Genomic DNA, 13,320 nt, shown 5'->3' with positions numbered 1-13,320 from the left:
GTCACCTCACCATGTCACCGAGGAAGTCCACGCAATCGCACTGGTCGATCGCAGCGCCCATGTGAGATCAGCGATCAGCCTGACGATCACCGCGTCGACTTGAAAAGCGCTGACTAGCGGAAATGCAGCAACATTCGGCGTTCCGGCTGACGTCAACGGTTGCGGACTGGTATCGGCATGAATGACAGCCTCAATCGACCGTTCGATCTTGATCGGCTGATCAGAGCCGCAGACAGCGAGCGCGTCGACGGCAACGCATGCGATCGTGCCATCGGCGAGTGCGCCGGTCGTCAACACCGGGACCGTGAACTGCGGCAGATAAGCCGCGATCTTGATTTTTTCCTTGAGCGGCGCGATGAACACGACGTTGCTTGAAACGCCTTCGACCGCTGCGGCGAGTTGCGCAAGATCGCCGACCAGTGCCGCAAGGCCGCCGCCACTCGTCGCCGTCAGTCCGGCCTTGTTGTACCTGAGCCCCTGCGGCCTGACCGCCGTGCCCGCGACGTCGTCGAGCAACAGCGTATCGACGGCCAGCGGAAACTTCTCGCGCATCGCGCTGGTGATGAAGGCCTCGGCATTCGAACCTTCAGTCAACTCGCGCACCAGCCCGAAACCCGCTGCCATCTTCTGTGGCTTCAATTCCGTCGTCGATGACAGATCGAGCTGCACGATCGGCAATGGCGAGCCCTGCCCGATGAAAGCGACGTCGGTCGCCGACGCTGTGTAGTTCGGAACGATGAGCGAGGCGGATTGACCGAACTGCAGCTGCAGCGCTTTTGAAAACAATTGAGCCGCACACGACGCCGGACCGAGAATGCTGATCAGATTGCTGATGGTGGCAGCCCCGAACGTCGTTTGCGACGTCGTCGAGGCCGGCGTGACGGCACTCTTGGTCGCGATCTCGATCGCGGTGCGATCGTCGGGCCACATCGCCTTGGCAAAGTCGGTCACGGTGCCGAGACCTTGTGCGCCTCTGGCAATGGCGGTGATGCCGCGACAGATCGAGGTGGCGCGGGGGGTGCGGTGCAGGTCTTCCGGGACCAGCGGCCGACGAACGGATGCTGTGCTCATGGTCGGGCACGGTAGGCCGGACCCACCAGAAACCAGCGTCACGCGTGATTTCACTCGTCGCGATACAGTGGCAACCACCTCGCGACGAAGTCCGCGATGATCTCTTCCAAAGCGGCCTTGACCTTCAACGGCCTGCGCGTCTCGTCCGGCGACAATCGTTCTCTAGCGACCGGCGACAATCGTTCTCTGGCGATCAGCGCCTTGGCGATGTCGATCCGGTGCACGTCGATCCGGACCGACTTCAGGCCCTTGCCCTGCCGGGCGGTGGTGCGACGTCGTCGGACGGCGCCGGGGTTGTCCGACAGGATATGGAAGCGCTTGCCCTTGGGGATGATCGGCGGCCCGCCCACCAGACCAGCCGCACAGAGCCCTACAGGCGGCTCAGGATGCGCGTCTCCTACTGGGGGATCAAATCCCCCGGTAGGATCGGCGAACGCATGGACGGGGCTCATGGCCGGGCCCTCCGCTGAAACGCCCACGATGGCCGGGCCGAGAGCCGCAACCGCGCGCTCGGCACGCGGATCAGAATGCCGATCGTCTCGCCCGTCACCGGGTCGAGCCGCTTGCACGGCCCAGCCTGCGCCGGCAGCTCCTCACGACGCCAGCCGCGCCTGACTTGGACGACAGCGCCGGCTTTCAGCTTCAGGCGGGTCGACCGTGGCAATTTGTGTCCGGGCATTTTGCGGTTCCTCCTGTTCTGCACACCCTGCACACCCCCTCGGTTGTGCACGGGCGGGCAAGTGTGTGCATTCGAGGTTTTGCGGTACCTGCGGCACCCAGGGTGCCGCAAGAGTGCCGCAAGGTGGCGCAACAAGGCTGCGGCACCTTACCCCTTTCTCTAAGGGGTAAGGGTGCCGCTGCCGCAGGGATCAGGTGTCAGTGTCAAGGTGCCGCAAAAGGTCTCTATTCATCGTCGGCGACCTCCACGAAATCCTTGGGCTTGCGAAACGGATCGAGCCGCTTGACCACGACCAGACTGCCGGTTCCCAGCCACGTCTTGAGCAGGCGTCTCACCTTGGCCTTGGCGGCCGGGTTGATCAGGTCGAGCCCCAGCGCCTTGCCGATCGCGTAGCCCACCCAGTTCGCCGCCTGACTGTCCTTGCGCCATTCGCCCGAGCGGATCACGGCGGACACCTTGTCGAAGTCCGCGCCGGTCATGCCGTCCAGCGCCTTCGGATAGGTCCATGCCGTCACCACCCCGACGCTGTCTCCCGGCAAGGTCGGTCCCAGCGGCCCGTTGTGCAGGTCGACGCTGATCAGCTTGAACCAGTCCGACACGTCAGCCGGCGGGGCAAGGTTGTTCTTGTCGACATAGGCCCGGAAATAGAGCCGATGGTTGTCGGTGACGCCGGCCGTGGTGGCTTCGTCCTTCGTCATGCGGTTGACGACGCGGACCATGCGGCAGCCGTCGCCGAACGATCCACCGCCGCGCGCGCTTTCCGCCTTCACCTCCTGCTCGCCCTTGCGCACATGGTGCACCAGCTCGATGCCGCAGTTGGTGGCATCGGCGACGCGGCCCCATTCCTTGATCACGGCGTCGATCGCGTTGTTGTCGTTCTCCGGGATACGGTGCGAGCTGATGAAGGGGTCGACAATCGCGACGTCGATCTTGTGCTGCCTGATCTGAGCGATCAGCGTCTCGACGATCGGCCGGCAGATCAAGACGCCATGACGGTTCGTCTCGGCAATCACCAGTGGCTGCTCGCGTCCGCAGTTGAGAAACAGGCCGTCGAGATCGTCGCGCTTGAGACGATAGTGCTTCGCCGTCGCCTGTACGCGGCGCACGGTCTCTGCGCGGGGGTCTTCCAGATTCCACAGCCATACCCGCAGCAATTCCGAGGGCTGGACACCGAGCAAGGCCTTGCCGGACACCATCGCCAGCGCCTCGGTGATCTCCAGTGTCGATTTGCCGAGTGCACCGGGCGCAATCGTTGCGGTGACGAATTTCCTGATCAGACGATTGCCATAGAGCCAATCGCGCGGCGGGATGTCTTGCGGCTCGGTCCAGATGTAGGGCTCGGCGATGATCGATGCTACGGGCTGCTGGTCTGTCTTCTGCTCGGCGCCGTTGACCAGCCTCGGGATGTCGTCGTAGCGCGCCTGCCATCTCGCATCGTGCGGTGCGCTCGATCCATTCATCGCAGCGCGCAACAGGTTGACGGCCGCGCCGGCCGCCATGCCGCTGGTGATCAGCTTCGCGGCGAGACTGAGCAGGCTGTCGTGCAGCTTGTGGCCGTCACGGATGCGATCGAACAGCGACTGCCAGTCGGTGGCGGTGTTGTCGTCATCAGGCGCGGCAGTGACTTGTACGTCATCTTGATTATCGTACAAGTCGTCGCTTGCCTGCTTCTCCTTCTTCTTCTCTTCCGCCGGTCTCAACTGCACCGCCGCAAGCAACCATGCCGGCGCCTCGGCCACTTCGCCCTCGTTGAGCCAGCGATAGGTGCCGATGCCCGGTTTGATCGATGGCGGCGCTAGCACCATGCCGCCGTCACCGCGCACGTCGACACCGGGCGCAAGGAAGCTCTCGGAATTCCAAACCTTGATGCCGGCGCCCGGATGTTTGTAGTAGCGATGAACTGATCCGCTCGGTGAGATCGCAGTGCGGGTCTCCGGCAACGGTCCGTGCTTGGCCTCCAGCTCCCGCAGCGATGCGATACCGTCGACGTTGTGACCTTCGGCGGTGTCCGCCTCGACAACGAAGATGCCCCAGTCACCGCCGGATGGTTCACCGTCGCGCTGAAGCTGAAATGGCGTTTGTCCGGTGACGATGCCGACATTGGCGTCGGGCCACTTCGCGAAGTCGCGCCTGATTAGTTTGGGATTGAACGTTGCGCCCCAGTTGGTCTTGCCCGGACTGTGCCTCGCGCTCTTGTAAGATTTCTTGGTGCCGGGCGGTACCGGGAACACCCACCACCCCATCGCGGCATAGGCGAGCGCGGCCTCCAACATTGGCTGCGGTTTACTGCTGGCAGTAAACTCCGGCTCCCCGACCTCGGGCGCCGCATTCGCCAGCGCCGACGTCATCAGGTCGGCGATCTGGTCTTGTCGCTTGGCGAAGTTGAAATCGATGACAGTGCTGCTAGGATGGTGATTAGGCATTGATCTTCCTCACGCGGTTGATTCGGTGCTGCATCTGGTCTTCCTCGATCGGTGCTGTGCATTTCGATCTCCCTTGCTCGGTGGTCGTTCTTTGCTCTGCTCAGTCAGTTAACCGCCGGACGGCTTTTTGAGAGAGGGCCGCCCGGCGGTGTCGTTAGTGTCAGTGAATATCGACGCTGAGGACTTTGCCACCCATCACGCGCCGGTAGTGCTCCAACGACTGCGTTGCCTCCTCCACAGCCGCCGCTTCGGAAGCAAACGGCCCGACATCGAGGCAGCCGTCGTTGAGGGAATACCACCAGTCGCCGGCCGGATGATCGACGAGGCAGACTTCAATTCCATCCGCCCGCCGCCAACACTCGAACGTCACATCATTGATCTTCACTTCGTCTTTCTTGACCGCTGCGCTGCACTGGTACGTGGTGATCACGTAGTTGCCCGTGGTGAGAGCGTTCTCGACTTCAGCCGCGCGGCGGGTGTGATCGTTAGGCATGGTGCGGCCCTTCCTGCTTGTGGCTGCGCAGATTGTTGTCGTGCCTCCACACATCGATCAGCAACCGATTAATAATGAAACGCGTCGCCACGACGCGGCCAGCCTCATCACAGGTCGAGAAGAACTTGCGCAGTGAAGTCGTCATGGCACCGCGCGTGAGGTGATCAGGACCATCGCGACCCTCGTAGGCGTCAACCTCATCGAGAGCGTCAGTCAGCATACCGCTGATAAGCTCCAGTTCGATTTGCATCTGCTCTTTGATTGCCATTGCTCTCGCTCTCCTATGCTCTCGCCCCTCGGCCCCTTTCGCAAAACAAAAGCTCGGCGCGCGGCCGGGCGTGGTGATCAATGTTGTATCCGCTTCAGGAATTTCGGCATGCCGTTGGCGTCGACATCCATCAACAGCGCGGCGGCCTTGGCGGTGCGGATCGCCCCGCCGGATTTCTTCTCCAGCATGACGATGCACGCGAGGTGGCAGAATTCGTCGCGCTGTCGTTCGGTCATCTGCTCGAAGAGGCACAATGCCTGCTTAATGATCGGATCGTCGTCGGCTGACATGATCTCGGCTTCGAGCTCGACAAGCTCGGCCTCGGTTACCGGCTTGCCCTTGCTCGTCTTGCGCGCCCTGCCGTCCTTGCCGACCGTTCTCGTCAACTGGTCAATCTGTCCAGTTGATTCCAGCTCGGACCGGACGGCGCCGACCGTCACATGGCTGGCCTTCACAGTGTCGGCGATCTGCCGGTTGGACTTCTCCGGCGTCGCTTTCAGCAGCTTCGCGATCAGCTCGCGCTTCTGCTCGGTGGTGAGATGGCGTCGATGGATGTTGGCGGCGAGAACGAAGGCGAAAGGGTCGTCGTTTTCGATGACGAGGCAGTCTCGTCCCGGCGTTATCGGGGTTGAAACGATATGGACGTACCAATCGCAGAAAGAACAGCCCTTGACGCTCCTCAGCTCGAACTGAACCCCGACCAGCTCCATGGCATCAAGCCTGTTGCGGCCATCGAGCAACACATAGCGATCTTGCTCCTTGTATAGCGCGATCGGAATTTGCAGTCCGTTCTTCCTGATGTCCTCACCCAGCTCACGCAGCTCGGCCTCGCTCAGCATCGGAAACAGATTGGCCGCCGCATGAACCGGCAGGATGTCGCGCCAAGATTTCGGTGCGGTCATGACTGCGCCCCCGACTGCTCGCGCTCCTTGCGCCAATCGGCAGCGGCTTCCAGCGTGATCCTGATGCGGCCGGTTTGCCGCTTGTCCTCGGCAGTCTCCTTGCCGTGGACCGTCAAGCGCATCTCGCGCGGGCCGAGGCCTTCCTTCTTGAGCTTGTAGTAATAGGCATCGCTGATGCCGTGCATCCGGCAGAATTCCGGAATCGTCAGCACAGTGCGCGGCAACGGCGGACCGTCGATCGCGTCGTCATCCTTTGCCTTGCGCTGTTGACGGTGGGCCCGGCGCTTCTTGGCCTGATCTTTCTTGCTGGTCTTGCCTGCGATCTTGTCGCGCTCGATCGCGGCTCGCACATGCTCTGGCATGGCAGCCTCTCCAATGGTTTTGGCGGATCAAGCGGGCGACGGACAGATTGAGTAACGTGGACGGAAAAGTCCACGCGCTCGATGTGGGCGCAACGAAAATAAAGTGAGGTACGACGAGTCGGTTTTAGCTTGCAATCTGAATCGCGCCACTCTCGTTTTGGCGAGTCAGACTGCAAGCTATGGTTTGTCAGAAAAATTGCACGTGAGCGCGGTTGAGAAACCTCGCGGATGGATTTGGGAAACTGGGCCGGCTCCGGAGTTTTGGGCCAGATATCCCGCGAGGTCTGTTCCTATGCCGCTGCTCCCCTGATCGGCGTGACGTTGCTCGCGGGCGGCTTCGCGTCGAGATCAAGCAGCGTTGCGCGCGTCAGCGCATCGCTGTGATTCAGGATGTAGGCCGAATAGCTCCGTTCGATTTCCCGGATGCTCGAATCGTGATGTGTGGCGACGACGCGAACCGGCACACCCTTCAACAGCATTCTGCAAATGCTCGAATGTCGGAAACTATACGGCACGATCTTCGGATCGAGACCGAGCCGCTTAACCACGGGCGAAAGCCGCGTCGCCAGATTCCACATCTTGTCGAACAACGGCTCATCCAGTGCACGGCCGTTGGCCTGAAGCCGCAATTTCGCGGCGAGGCGCGGCGTGATCGAGAGCTTGCGCGTCCCGACCTCGCGAATCCTCTTGCGGTTCGAACCCTTGGCCGAGTCCGGCATCTCCAATTGCGGCTTGGCCGGGTCGTCGTCCAAGAGATGATGAACCCGCAGCTTGAACAGCTGGCTTTCGCGGCAGCCGATTTCGGCCAAGGTCTCGATGATCAGGCCGAACTCGGCATCATCCTGATAGCAGCCCGCGACCAAGTCGGGGATACTGCGGTCGGGCACGAGAATGTTGCGCGGCTTGTGCTTCTCCTTGTTCGGCCCCTTCAGGCCCTCGCGCCACATCGCGGCATTGCCGATGCTCTTGTCCTTGGCGGCAACGAGATTCAGCGCCGACTTCAGCGACCGCGCGATGCGGTCGGCGCTCGACGGCTTCAGGCCGCTTTCGATCAGACCGGCGCGCCAGTCCCGGAAATCATCCTCCGTGCACAGCGCCACCGTCTTGGCCTTCAGCTGCTCGGTGAGATGGCGATCGAGTTGCGTGGCGTTGTACTTGCGCTGCCCGTTCACTTCGAGCGCTTTTCCGTAGGGCTGCACGACCTCGCCGACCTTGATCGGATGCTTGCGGGTTGAGCCTTCGTTGACGCGGGCGAGCTTCTTGGCCTGCTCCAGCGCCTGCCAGTAGTCCATGATGGTGTTGTTGTTGCCGTCCTCATGATCATCAGCAATCGCGAACCGCCTGACCAGATCGCCCTTGCGGTAGGACCACGTGCCCGGTCCCTTGCAGCGCCGATAGAGCAGATGCAGGCGCGGCGCGATGCGCACGCCATAGGCGCGTTTCCTGATCTCCAGCTTGAGCCGGTTGGTTCTCGTCTCTAGCGGCGTCGAACGCGTGCGGCGGGCCATGATCTCTCCCCGAGTTTCCCAGAAGTTTACCCAACATGGGTCAAAAGTGGTGTGGAGCGAGCTGGAGCGCAATAGAGAGAAACTAAGGAATCTCAGTCACTTGCGCAGGGGGAGTATATCAAGCTAGAGTGCTGTACACCACGCTTTCTCCCCTTGTGGGAGAAGGTGGCGCGAAGCGCCGGATGAGGGGTCTCTATCAGCGCGATCAACTGCAAGACGTTCGCGGGGAGAACCCCTCACCCGCCTCGCCGCTATCGCCGCGAGCCACCCTCTCCCACAAGGGGAGAGGGGAAGAAGGCGTGCTGCTGTTCGTTCGTTATTGCCTACGGCGTCTTGATCCCCATCGCCTTTAATGCATCGAGCATCCGCTGCGGCGGGCCCATCTGGACCATCAATGGCTTGCCGGTTTCCAGGACGCTCTTGAGGCTCGAGAGGATCGCAGGCCAGCCCGAGCGGCCACCGGACAGGATGTCGTCGCTGAGTTCGCGGTCGTGGCCTTCGCTCATCGTGAGCCTGACAGCATCGCCGACCTGCTCGATGTCGTAGGTGACGAGGGTCGGTCCCAGCTTCTCGATCAGCGCGGGCCAGTTGACGTTGAACGTCACCGCGAGCTTGCGCGGCGGATCGTAGGCGAGCACCTCGCCGCCGATGTGCAGGGCGCCGTCGGGGGTACGCACGGCGAAGGCCCCGCCCAGCCGTGGCTCGACCTCGACGGCATTGCCGAAGAAATATCGCCTGCTGAACTCCGCCGACGTCAGCGCTTGCCACACCTTCTCCGGCGTCGAGGCGATGTAGATGGTGTAGACCGTGAGCGGCTTGAACTGATCGAGATTCATTTTGCGTCGAACCCCTTGTTGAGCGCCGTGCGTGGGATGGCGAGCACCTGGCCTCGCTCCAACAGGCTCTTGAGCCCGGACAGGATCGCCGGCCAGCCATTGGATACGGCGCCGAGATATTTGCCCCCCTCGACGAAGCCGTCATGTAGCACGGTCAAGCGCACGAGCGGCCCGAACGGTTCGATCGTGAAGACCACACGCGAGACCGGCTCGCCGCGCAGTTCCTCATATTTGTGGTGCTTGAAGCTGTAGGACAGGCGACGCGGCGGATCAGCCTCCAGGATTTCGCCTGAATCGGTGACCTCGCCGTCGAGTGCGAGCGCGAAGGGCGAGCCGACCTTCCAGTCGGAACGGACCTCGGCGCCGAACCAGTATTGCCTGGTGAACTCGCTCGACGTCAGCGCCTGCCACAGCTTTTCCGGCGTGGTCTCCATATAGGTGACATAGACGAATTGCGGTTTACTCATCACGCTTCTCCAGCTGTCGTTTTAATTCGCTGAGTGCGGCGAGCTTGCCGCGCTCGAATTTCCTGATCCAGCGCTCGCCGATCTGATGGATCGGCACCGGGTTGAGATAGTGAAGCTTCTCGCGACCATGCCTGATCGTCGTGACCAGATTGGCCTCTTCGAGAATGACAAGGTGCTTCGTCACGGCCTGGCGCGTCATCGCGAGGCCTTCGCAGAGCTCGTTCAGCGTCTGGCCGTTCCTGGCGTGAAGCCTGTCCAGCAGCGACCGTCGCGATGCATCGGCAAGCGCTTTGAAGACCTCATCCATGAAGGCGATAATAGGCAACCAAATGGTTGCATGTCAAGATGGTGTCTTGGGTGCGTGCAAGTGGCTGTGCTAGCCTTGAAGCTCAGCCAACGCAGATTGGTTCCGGGAGGACTTTTGATGTTCCGTTGCGTCCTGACTGCTGCCGCCCTCGTCGTTTTCGCCGGCAGCTCTGTCGTTCACGCCCAGAAGCAGACGATCGGTGCGCCACCCGAGGCGTCCAACATGAAGCTGGTGGGTAGCAACGATCTGCAGGCGCGCAGTGCCTACCAGCCGACCATCCACCATCAAGGCGACCGCTGGATCGCCTATATCGGCCATCACGGCGGCACCGATGATGTGCCTGCTCCCGTCAATCCGATGACGGGCCAAGCGGAGCCGAACGGGACCTCGATCGTCGACGTCACCGATCCCGCGCATCCCAAATATCTCAAGCATCTGCCGGGGCAGGCGGGTAAATACGAATCGGGCGGCGCGCAGATGGTGCGGGTCTGCGACGGCAAGTCCCTGCCGAAGGGCGATCCCAACGCGGTCTACATGCTGCGCACCTTCGGCAGCGAGGCGCACGAGATCTGGAACGTCGCTGATCCCGTAAACCCCGTGCTGGTCACGCGCATCGGAGGCTTGAAGGACACGCACAAGAGCTGGTGGGAATGCGACACCGGCATTGCCTATCTCGTCTCGGGCGCGCCGGAGTGGCGCACGCGGCGCATGACGCAGGTCTACGATCTCTCTGATCCCGCGCATCCGCAGAAGATCCGCGACTTCGGCCTGCCCGGCCAGGAGCCGGGATCGACCGGTGCGGTACCGACCGAATTGCACGGGCCGATCTCGACGGGTCCCGACGGCAATCGCGTCTATTTCGGCTACGGCACCAACAAGGGCGGCATCTTGCAGATCGTCGATCGCGAAAAGCTCCTGCACGGGCCGAAGGAGCCGACACCGGACAATCTGCGCTATCCGGAAATCTCGCGGCTGCCGATGTCGGCGTTCAATGGCGCGCACACCACCTTTCCGATGCTCGACATGCCGATTGCGGAATTTGCTGAAGACAAGGACGGCAAGACGCGCGACATCGTCATGATCGTCGACGAGGCGATTTTGAACGAATGCGGCGAGGCGCGGCAGATGGTGTGGTTCGCGGACGTCACCACCGAGACGCGGCCGATGATGATTTCGAGCTACACAGTGCCCGAAGCAAGCGGGCAATTCTGCCAGCGCGGCGGCCGCTTCGGTTCGCATTCCTCGAACGAGAGCATGGCTCCCGTCTATTACAAGAAGATGGCCTTCATCGCCTACTTCAATGCCGGCGTGCGCGCGCTCGACATCCGCGATCCCTATCATCCCAAGGAGGTCGGCTATTTCATTCCCGCGATCACGCAGGCGACCGACAAGCGCTGCATTCCGGTCGAGGGCGGCGAGCGCTGCAAGGTCGCGATCCAGACCAACAATGTCGAGACCGACGACCGCGGCTATATCTACATCGTCGATCGCGCCAACACCGGCCTGCACATCCTCGAACTGACCGGGCCCGCGCGCGCCGTGGCCGGCCTGCCGAAGAATTGACGATGCGGCGCGCGGCGGCAACAGCGGTGGCTGTGATCGCGCTCGGCGCCTCTGGCGTCGGCGCTTATCAGCTTGCGCCGCAGCCTGCGGCAATTTCAGCGCATTGGCGCGAGCTCGCCTGGCCGTTCCCACGCGACGGCTGGCCCGCGGGCCGTGCGTTTCGCTGCGAGGGTGGTGCTTGTGATGGCGCCGAGCTCTACGTCCGCGCCAAACGCGGCTTTTGCAACTGTGACAGCGGCGTCGCCGATGATGACGAAGTCGACCGCGTTGCCGATATCGACCTGATCACGCCGCGTTTCGCAGCGACTGCGCCAGGCGAGGCGGTGCGTGTCGGTGAGGTGCACGGTCGCGCGCGGCGCTACGATCTCGCGACATATGACGGCGCCGGCCACGCTGCGGTCGGCATCGCCCTCTCCCGCCGCTGCGATCTCCTTGTCGCGGCCGCGCAAGGACGAGACGATGCCAGCGCGATAGAGCAGGCGGCGCTTGCGCTCCTGGCGACGCCGGAGATCAAATCGTGGACGATGGCCGCGCTGGACGGGAAGTGAGTGCCATGCATTAATACCCACAAACGCACGGAGCTTTGAGTCCTCCCCATGATGTCCATGCAAGCCTATCTCGCCTTCGTCGCCGCCTGCATTGCGCTCGCGTTGCTGCCGGGGCCGATCGTCACGCTCGTCATCGCCAACGGCCTGCGCCACGGCACGCGCGCGGCGCTGACCAATGTCGCCGGCGCGCAAGCCGGCCTTGCCATCGTCATCGGTATCGTCGCGGTCGGGCTCACCTCGCTGATGTCGACGATGGGCTACTGGTTCGACTGGGTCCGCTTTGCCGGCGCGGCCTACCTGGTCTGGCTCGGCATCAAGCTGATCCGGGCACCGATCGAGGGCGTCAAGGTGGACGAGCCGCCGGCCCCGCCACGCGGCGGCTTCTTCCTGCAAGGCTTCCTGGTGCTGCTGTCGAACCCCAAGGTGCTGGTGTTCTTCGGCGCCTTCATTCCGCAGTTCATGGACATGAACCAGCCGCACGTTCCGCAGGTGGCGCTGCTCGGCGTCACCTTCATGTTCACCGCCGTGATGACGGACGCGCTCTACGCGATCGCTGCCGGCCGCGCCCGAAAGTTCTTCTCGGCACGGCGCACCCGGCTGATGTCGCGGATCTCCGGCGGCTTCATGATCGGCGGCGGCATCTGGCTGGCGCTGACCCGGGCGAAATGAGCGCGATGAGGGGCAGGCCGCGATGGCGACGCGCTGGCCGGTGGTGCCGGGCACCATCAAGCTGTCGGGAATCGAGGAATATCACGAGGCGAGCGAGCCGGGGCAAGCGCGCGGCGCCGAGATGTTCGGCAAGCGCGTGACCTACACCTACAGCTACCAGAACGTTCGCTACACCAATGAATGCGCGCGGGTTGCGGCGAACACGGCATCAGCTTCCGACAAGATGCTGGAGAAGCTGATGTCGCGCTATCAGGACGGCGCGGCCGTCGACGTCCGCGTCAATCCTGACAACCCTGCCGAGGCCACGCTGGATGCCCGCGGCGACGGGCGCATCGCCTATGTGCTGTGGAGCATCGCCGCGATCTTCGCCGCGCTTGCGCTGTTTGTCGCAACGCGCGGTTAGCCGACCAACAGCTCCGCCCGCAGCTCCAGCTCGATCTCCGTAAAGATCCGCGCCAGCCGCTCTGCCCATTGCTGCTGGCCGGACTGATCGGCGATCAGGTCCTGACGGATCTCGATGCCGGTGTTGATGAGGCCGCGCGCCTCGCCGTGGACGGGGATGGTGTAGTCGGTGAGGTCGCTCACCGCATAGGGCTCGTTGTTGCCGACGACGAGATCACCCTCGCTGCGCAGATGCTTCAGCAGCAGCTTCGGCAGCACTGTGTCGCGGTTGTAGAGCGCGCCGATGTGCCAGGGCCGCGCGACGCCGGCATAGACAGGCGTGAAGCTGTGCAACGACACCAGCACGGTCGGCCGCTTTGCGCGAATGCGGCCGTCGATCGCAGCATCGATGCGCTGATGATACGGCTCGAAGATCTCGCGCCGCCTGAGCCCACGCTCGCCGTCCGAGATGCCCTCGTTGCGCGGGATCGTCGTCGCCTCTGACATCACGGGAATCGAACTCGCGACGCCGGGTGGCCGGTTGCAATCGATCACGAGCCGCGAATATCGCTGTGCGATCAAGTGGGCATCCAGCATCTGCGCCATCCGGTCGGCGACGCCGGCGATGCCGATGTCCCAGCCGATATGCCTGACGAGCTCGCTCTCGGGAATACCGAGGTCGCCCAGCGCGCGCGGCAGGACGCGGCCGTAATGGTCCGATGTGAGCAGGAAGGGCGATGTGCCCCCTGCATTCACCTCATGCACCGGCGGAACATCGCCCTCGCCAAGCAGTCGATCGGTCGTGTCGGCCGTGCGCAGGTCCATCCTGATTGCCTATCAAAC

Annotated in this window: 17 protein-coding genes; 4 read left to right on the top strand and 13 right to left on the bottom strand. The window is 62.9% G+C overall.

Features of this window, described 5'->3' with window-relative positions; translation table 11 throughout:
• Positions 1 to 6: 6 nt before the first annotated feature.
• From BM374_RS31905 to BM374_RS31850, 12 genes are all read right to left on the bottom strand, one after another.
• A complete protein-coding gene (locus BM374_RS31905) occupies positions 7 to 1,071 on the bottom strand; it encodes a hypothetical protein (protein ID WP_092302066.1) in 1,065 nt (354 codons plus the stop codon).
• Positions 1,072 to 1,121: 50 nt separating this feature from the next.
• Positions 1,122 to 1,523, bottom strand: coding sequence for a hypothetical protein (locus BM374_RS31900; protein WP_143270296.1), 402 nt, complete (start codon positions 1,521 to 1,523; stop codon positions 1,122 to 1,124).
• A complete protein-coding gene (locus BM374_RS31895; RefSeq protein WP_143270295.1) occupies positions 1,520 to 1,750 on the bottom strand; it encodes a hypothetical protein in 231 nt (76 codons plus the stop codon). Before BM374_RS31895 ends, BM374_RS31900 begins: the two co-directional genes overlap by 4 nt.
• A gap of 224 nt (positions 1,751 to 1,974) precedes the next feature.
• Positions 1,975 to 4,173, bottom strand: a complete 2,199-nt coding sequence (locus BM374_RS31890) for a bifunctional DNA primase/polymerase (protein WP_092302060.1) — start codon at positions 4,171 to 4,173, stop codon at positions 1,975 to 1,977.
• A 160-nt stretch (positions 4,174 to 4,333) separates the two neighbouring features.
• Complete coding sequence (locus tag BM374_RS31885) at positions 4,334 to 4,666, bottom strand: hypothetical protein (RefSeq protein WP_092302058.1); 333 nt, start codon at positions 4,664 to 4,666, stop codon at positions 4,334 to 4,336.
• Positions 4,659 to 4,934, bottom strand: a complete 276-nt coding sequence (locus BM374_RS31880) for a hypothetical protein (RefSeq protein WP_143270294.1) — start codon at positions 4,932 to 4,934, stop codon at positions 4,659 to 4,661. The genes BM374_RS31885 and BM374_RS31880 overlap by 8 nt, the downstream gene beginning before the upstream one ends.
• Before the next feature lie 77 nt (positions 4,935 to 5,011).
• Positions 5,012 to 5,836 carry a ParB/RepB/Spo0J family partition protein gene (locus BM374_RS31875; RefSeq protein WP_092302054.1) on the bottom strand — a complete coding sequence of 275 codons (825 nt, stop codon included), beginning with the start codon at positions 5,834 to 5,836 and terminating at the stop codon, positions 5,012 to 5,014.
• The gene (locus BM374_RS39585; protein ID WP_092302052.1) at positions 5,833 to 6,198 is read right to left on the bottom strand and encodes a hypothetical protein; all 366 of its coding nucleotides are present in this window, start codon (positions 6,196 to 6,198) and stop codon (positions 5,833 to 5,835) included. Before BM374_RS39585 ends, BM374_RS31875 begins: the two co-directional genes overlap by 4 nt.
• A gap of 290 nt (positions 6,199 to 6,488) precedes the next feature.
• Positions 6,489 to 7,706: a site-specific integrase gene (locus BM374_RS31865; protein WP_092302050.1), complete on the bottom strand. Its 1,218-nt coding sequence runs from the start codon at positions 7,704 to 7,706 to the stop codon at positions 6,489 to 6,491.
• Between the two features lie 323 nt (positions 7,707 to 8,029).
• A complete protein-coding gene (locus BM374_RS31860) occupies positions 8,030 to 8,542 on the bottom strand; it encodes an SRPBCC family protein (protein WP_092302048.1) in 513 nt (170 codons plus the stop codon).
• The gene (locus BM374_RS31855; RefSeq protein WP_092302046.1) at positions 8,539 to 9,009 is read right to left on the bottom strand and encodes an SRPBCC family protein; all 471 of its coding nucleotides are present in this window, start codon (positions 9,007 to 9,009) and stop codon (positions 8,539 to 8,541) included. Before BM374_RS31855 ends, BM374_RS31860 begins: the two co-directional genes overlap by 4 nt.
• Positions 9,002 to 9,316, bottom strand: a complete 315-nt coding sequence (locus BM374_RS31850; protein ID WP_008544842.1) for an ArsR/SmtB family transcription factor — start codon at positions 9,314 to 9,316, stop codon at positions 9,002 to 9,004. The genes BM374_RS31855 and BM374_RS31850 overlap by 8 nt, the downstream gene beginning before the upstream one ends.
• A 117-nt stretch (positions 9,317 to 9,433) precedes the next feature.
• On the opposite strand from BM374_RS31850, the gene BM374_RS31845 reads away from it, so the two are divergent.
• Genes BM374_RS31845 through BM374_RS31830 form a run of 4 tightly spaced genes read left to right on the top strand, consistent with a single transcriptional unit; the run spans position 9,434 to position 12,499 of the window.
• The gene (locus tag BM374_RS31845; protein WP_177248679.1) at positions 9,434 to 10,879 is read left to right on the top strand and encodes an LVIVD repeat-containing protein; all 1,446 of its coding nucleotides are present in this window, start codon (positions 9,434 to 9,436) and stop codon (positions 10,877 to 10,879) included.
• Positions 10,880 to 10,881: 2 nt separating this feature from the next.
• Complete coding sequence (locus BM374_RS31840) at positions 10,882 to 11,427, top strand: hypothetical protein (RefSeq protein ID WP_092302045.1); 546 nt, start codon at positions 10,882 to 10,884, stop codon at positions 11,425 to 11,427.
• A gap of 48 nt (positions 11,428 to 11,475) precedes the next feature.
• On the top strand, positions 11,476 to 12,096 hold the full coding sequence (locus tag BM374_RS31835) for a LysE family translocator (protein ID WP_177248678.1): 621 nt from the start codon (positions 11,476 to 11,478) through the stop codon (positions 12,094 to 12,096).
• A gap of 22 nt (positions 12,097 to 12,118) precedes the next feature.
• Positions 12,119 to 12,499: a DUF3592 domain-containing protein gene (locus tag BM374_RS31830; RefSeq protein WP_244552763.1), complete on the top strand. Its 381-nt coding sequence runs from the start codon at positions 12,119 to 12,121 to the stop codon at positions 12,497 to 12,499.
• Here the strand turns inward: BM374_RS31830 and BM374_RS31825 are convergent.
• The gene (locus tag BM374_RS31825; protein WP_092302044.1) at positions 12,496 to 13,302 is read right to left on the bottom strand and encodes an N-formylglutamate amidohydrolase; all 807 of its coding nucleotides are present in this window, start codon (positions 13,300 to 13,302) and stop codon (positions 12,496 to 12,498) included. The genes BM374_RS31830 and BM374_RS31825 overlap by 4 nt on opposite strands.
• Positions 13,303 to 13,320 lie beyond the last annotated feature (18 nt).

The sequence above is a fragment of the Bradyrhizobium sp. Ghvi genome, assembly GCF_900115265.1.
In the GTDB taxonomy this organism is placed as follows: Bacteria; Pseudomonadota; Alphaproteobacteria; order Rhizobiales; family Xanthobacteraceae; genus Bradyrhizobium.
Note: the sequence above shows the minus strand (reverse complement) of the source record. Positions and strands in the feature narration are given on the sequence as shown.

Bases quoted from the DNA above. Each gene is read 5' to 3' on its own strand.
- BM374_RS39585 (WP_092302052.1), bottom strand. From the start codon at position 6,198: ATGCCAGAGCATGTGCGAGCCGCGATCGAGCGCGACAAGATCGCAGGC.
- BM374_RS31885 (WP_092302058.1), bottom strand. From the start codon at position 4,666: ATGCCTAACGATCACACCCGCCGCGCGGCTGAAGTCGAGAACGCTCTC.
- BM374_RS31850 (WP_008544842.1), bottom strand. From the start codon at position 9,316: ATGGATGAGGTCTTCAAAGCGCTTGCCGATGCATCGCGACGGTCGCTG.
- BM374_RS31890 (WP_092302060.1), bottom strand. From the start codon at position 4,173: ATGCCTAATCACCATCCTAGCAGCACTGTCATCGATTTCAACTTCGCC.
- BM374_RS31825 (WP_092302044.1), bottom strand. From the start codon at position 13,302: ATGGACCTGCGCACGGCCGACACGACCGATCGACTGCTTGGCGAGGGC.
- BM374_RS31860 (WP_092302048.1), bottom strand. From the start codon at position 8,542: ATGAATCTCGATCAGTTCAAGCCGCTCACGGTCTACACCATCTACATC.
- BM374_RS31855 (WP_092302046.1), bottom strand. From the start codon at position 9,009: ATGAGTAAACCGCAATTCGTCTATGTCACCTATATGGAGACCACGCCG.
- BM374_RS31880 (WP_143270294.1), bottom strand. From the start codon at position 4,934: ATGGCAATCAAAGAGCAGATGCAAATCGAACTGGAGCTTATCAGCGGT.
- BM374_RS31835 (WP_177248678.1), top strand. From the start codon at position 11,476: ATGATGTCCATGCAAGCCTATCTCGCCTTCGTCGCCGCCTGCATTGCG.
- BM374_RS31865 (WP_092302050.1), bottom strand. From the start codon at position 7,706: ATGGCCCGCCGCACGCGTTCGACGCCGCTAGAGACGAGAACCAACCGG.
- BM374_RS31845 (WP_177248679.1), top strand. From the start codon at position 9,434: ATGTTCCGTTGCGTCCTGACTGCTGCCGCCCTCGTCGTTTTCGCCGGC.
- BM374_RS31875 (WP_092302054.1), bottom strand. From the start codon at position 5,836: ATGACCGCACCGAAATCTTGGCGCGACATCCTGCCGGTTCATGCGGCG.
- BM374_RS31895 (WP_143270295.1), bottom strand. From the start codon at position 1,750: ATGCCCGGACACAAATTGCCACGGTCGACCCGCCTGAAGCTGAAAGCC.
- BM374_RS31840 (WP_092302045.1), top strand. From the start codon at position 10,882: ATGCGGCGCGCGGCGGCAACAGCGGTGGCTGTGATCGCGCTCGGCGCC.
- BM374_RS31900 (WP_143270296.1), bottom strand. From the start codon at position 1,523: ATGAGCCCCGTCCATGCGTTCGCCGATCCTACCGGGGGATTTGATCCC.
- BM374_RS31905 (WP_092302066.1), bottom strand. From the start codon at position 1,071: ATGAGCACAGCATCCGTTCGTCGGCCGCTGGTCCCGGAAGACCTGCAC.
- BM374_RS31830 (WP_244552763.1), top strand. From the start codon at position 12,119: ATGGCGACGCGCTGGCCGGTGGTGCCGGGCACCATCAAGCTGTCGGGA.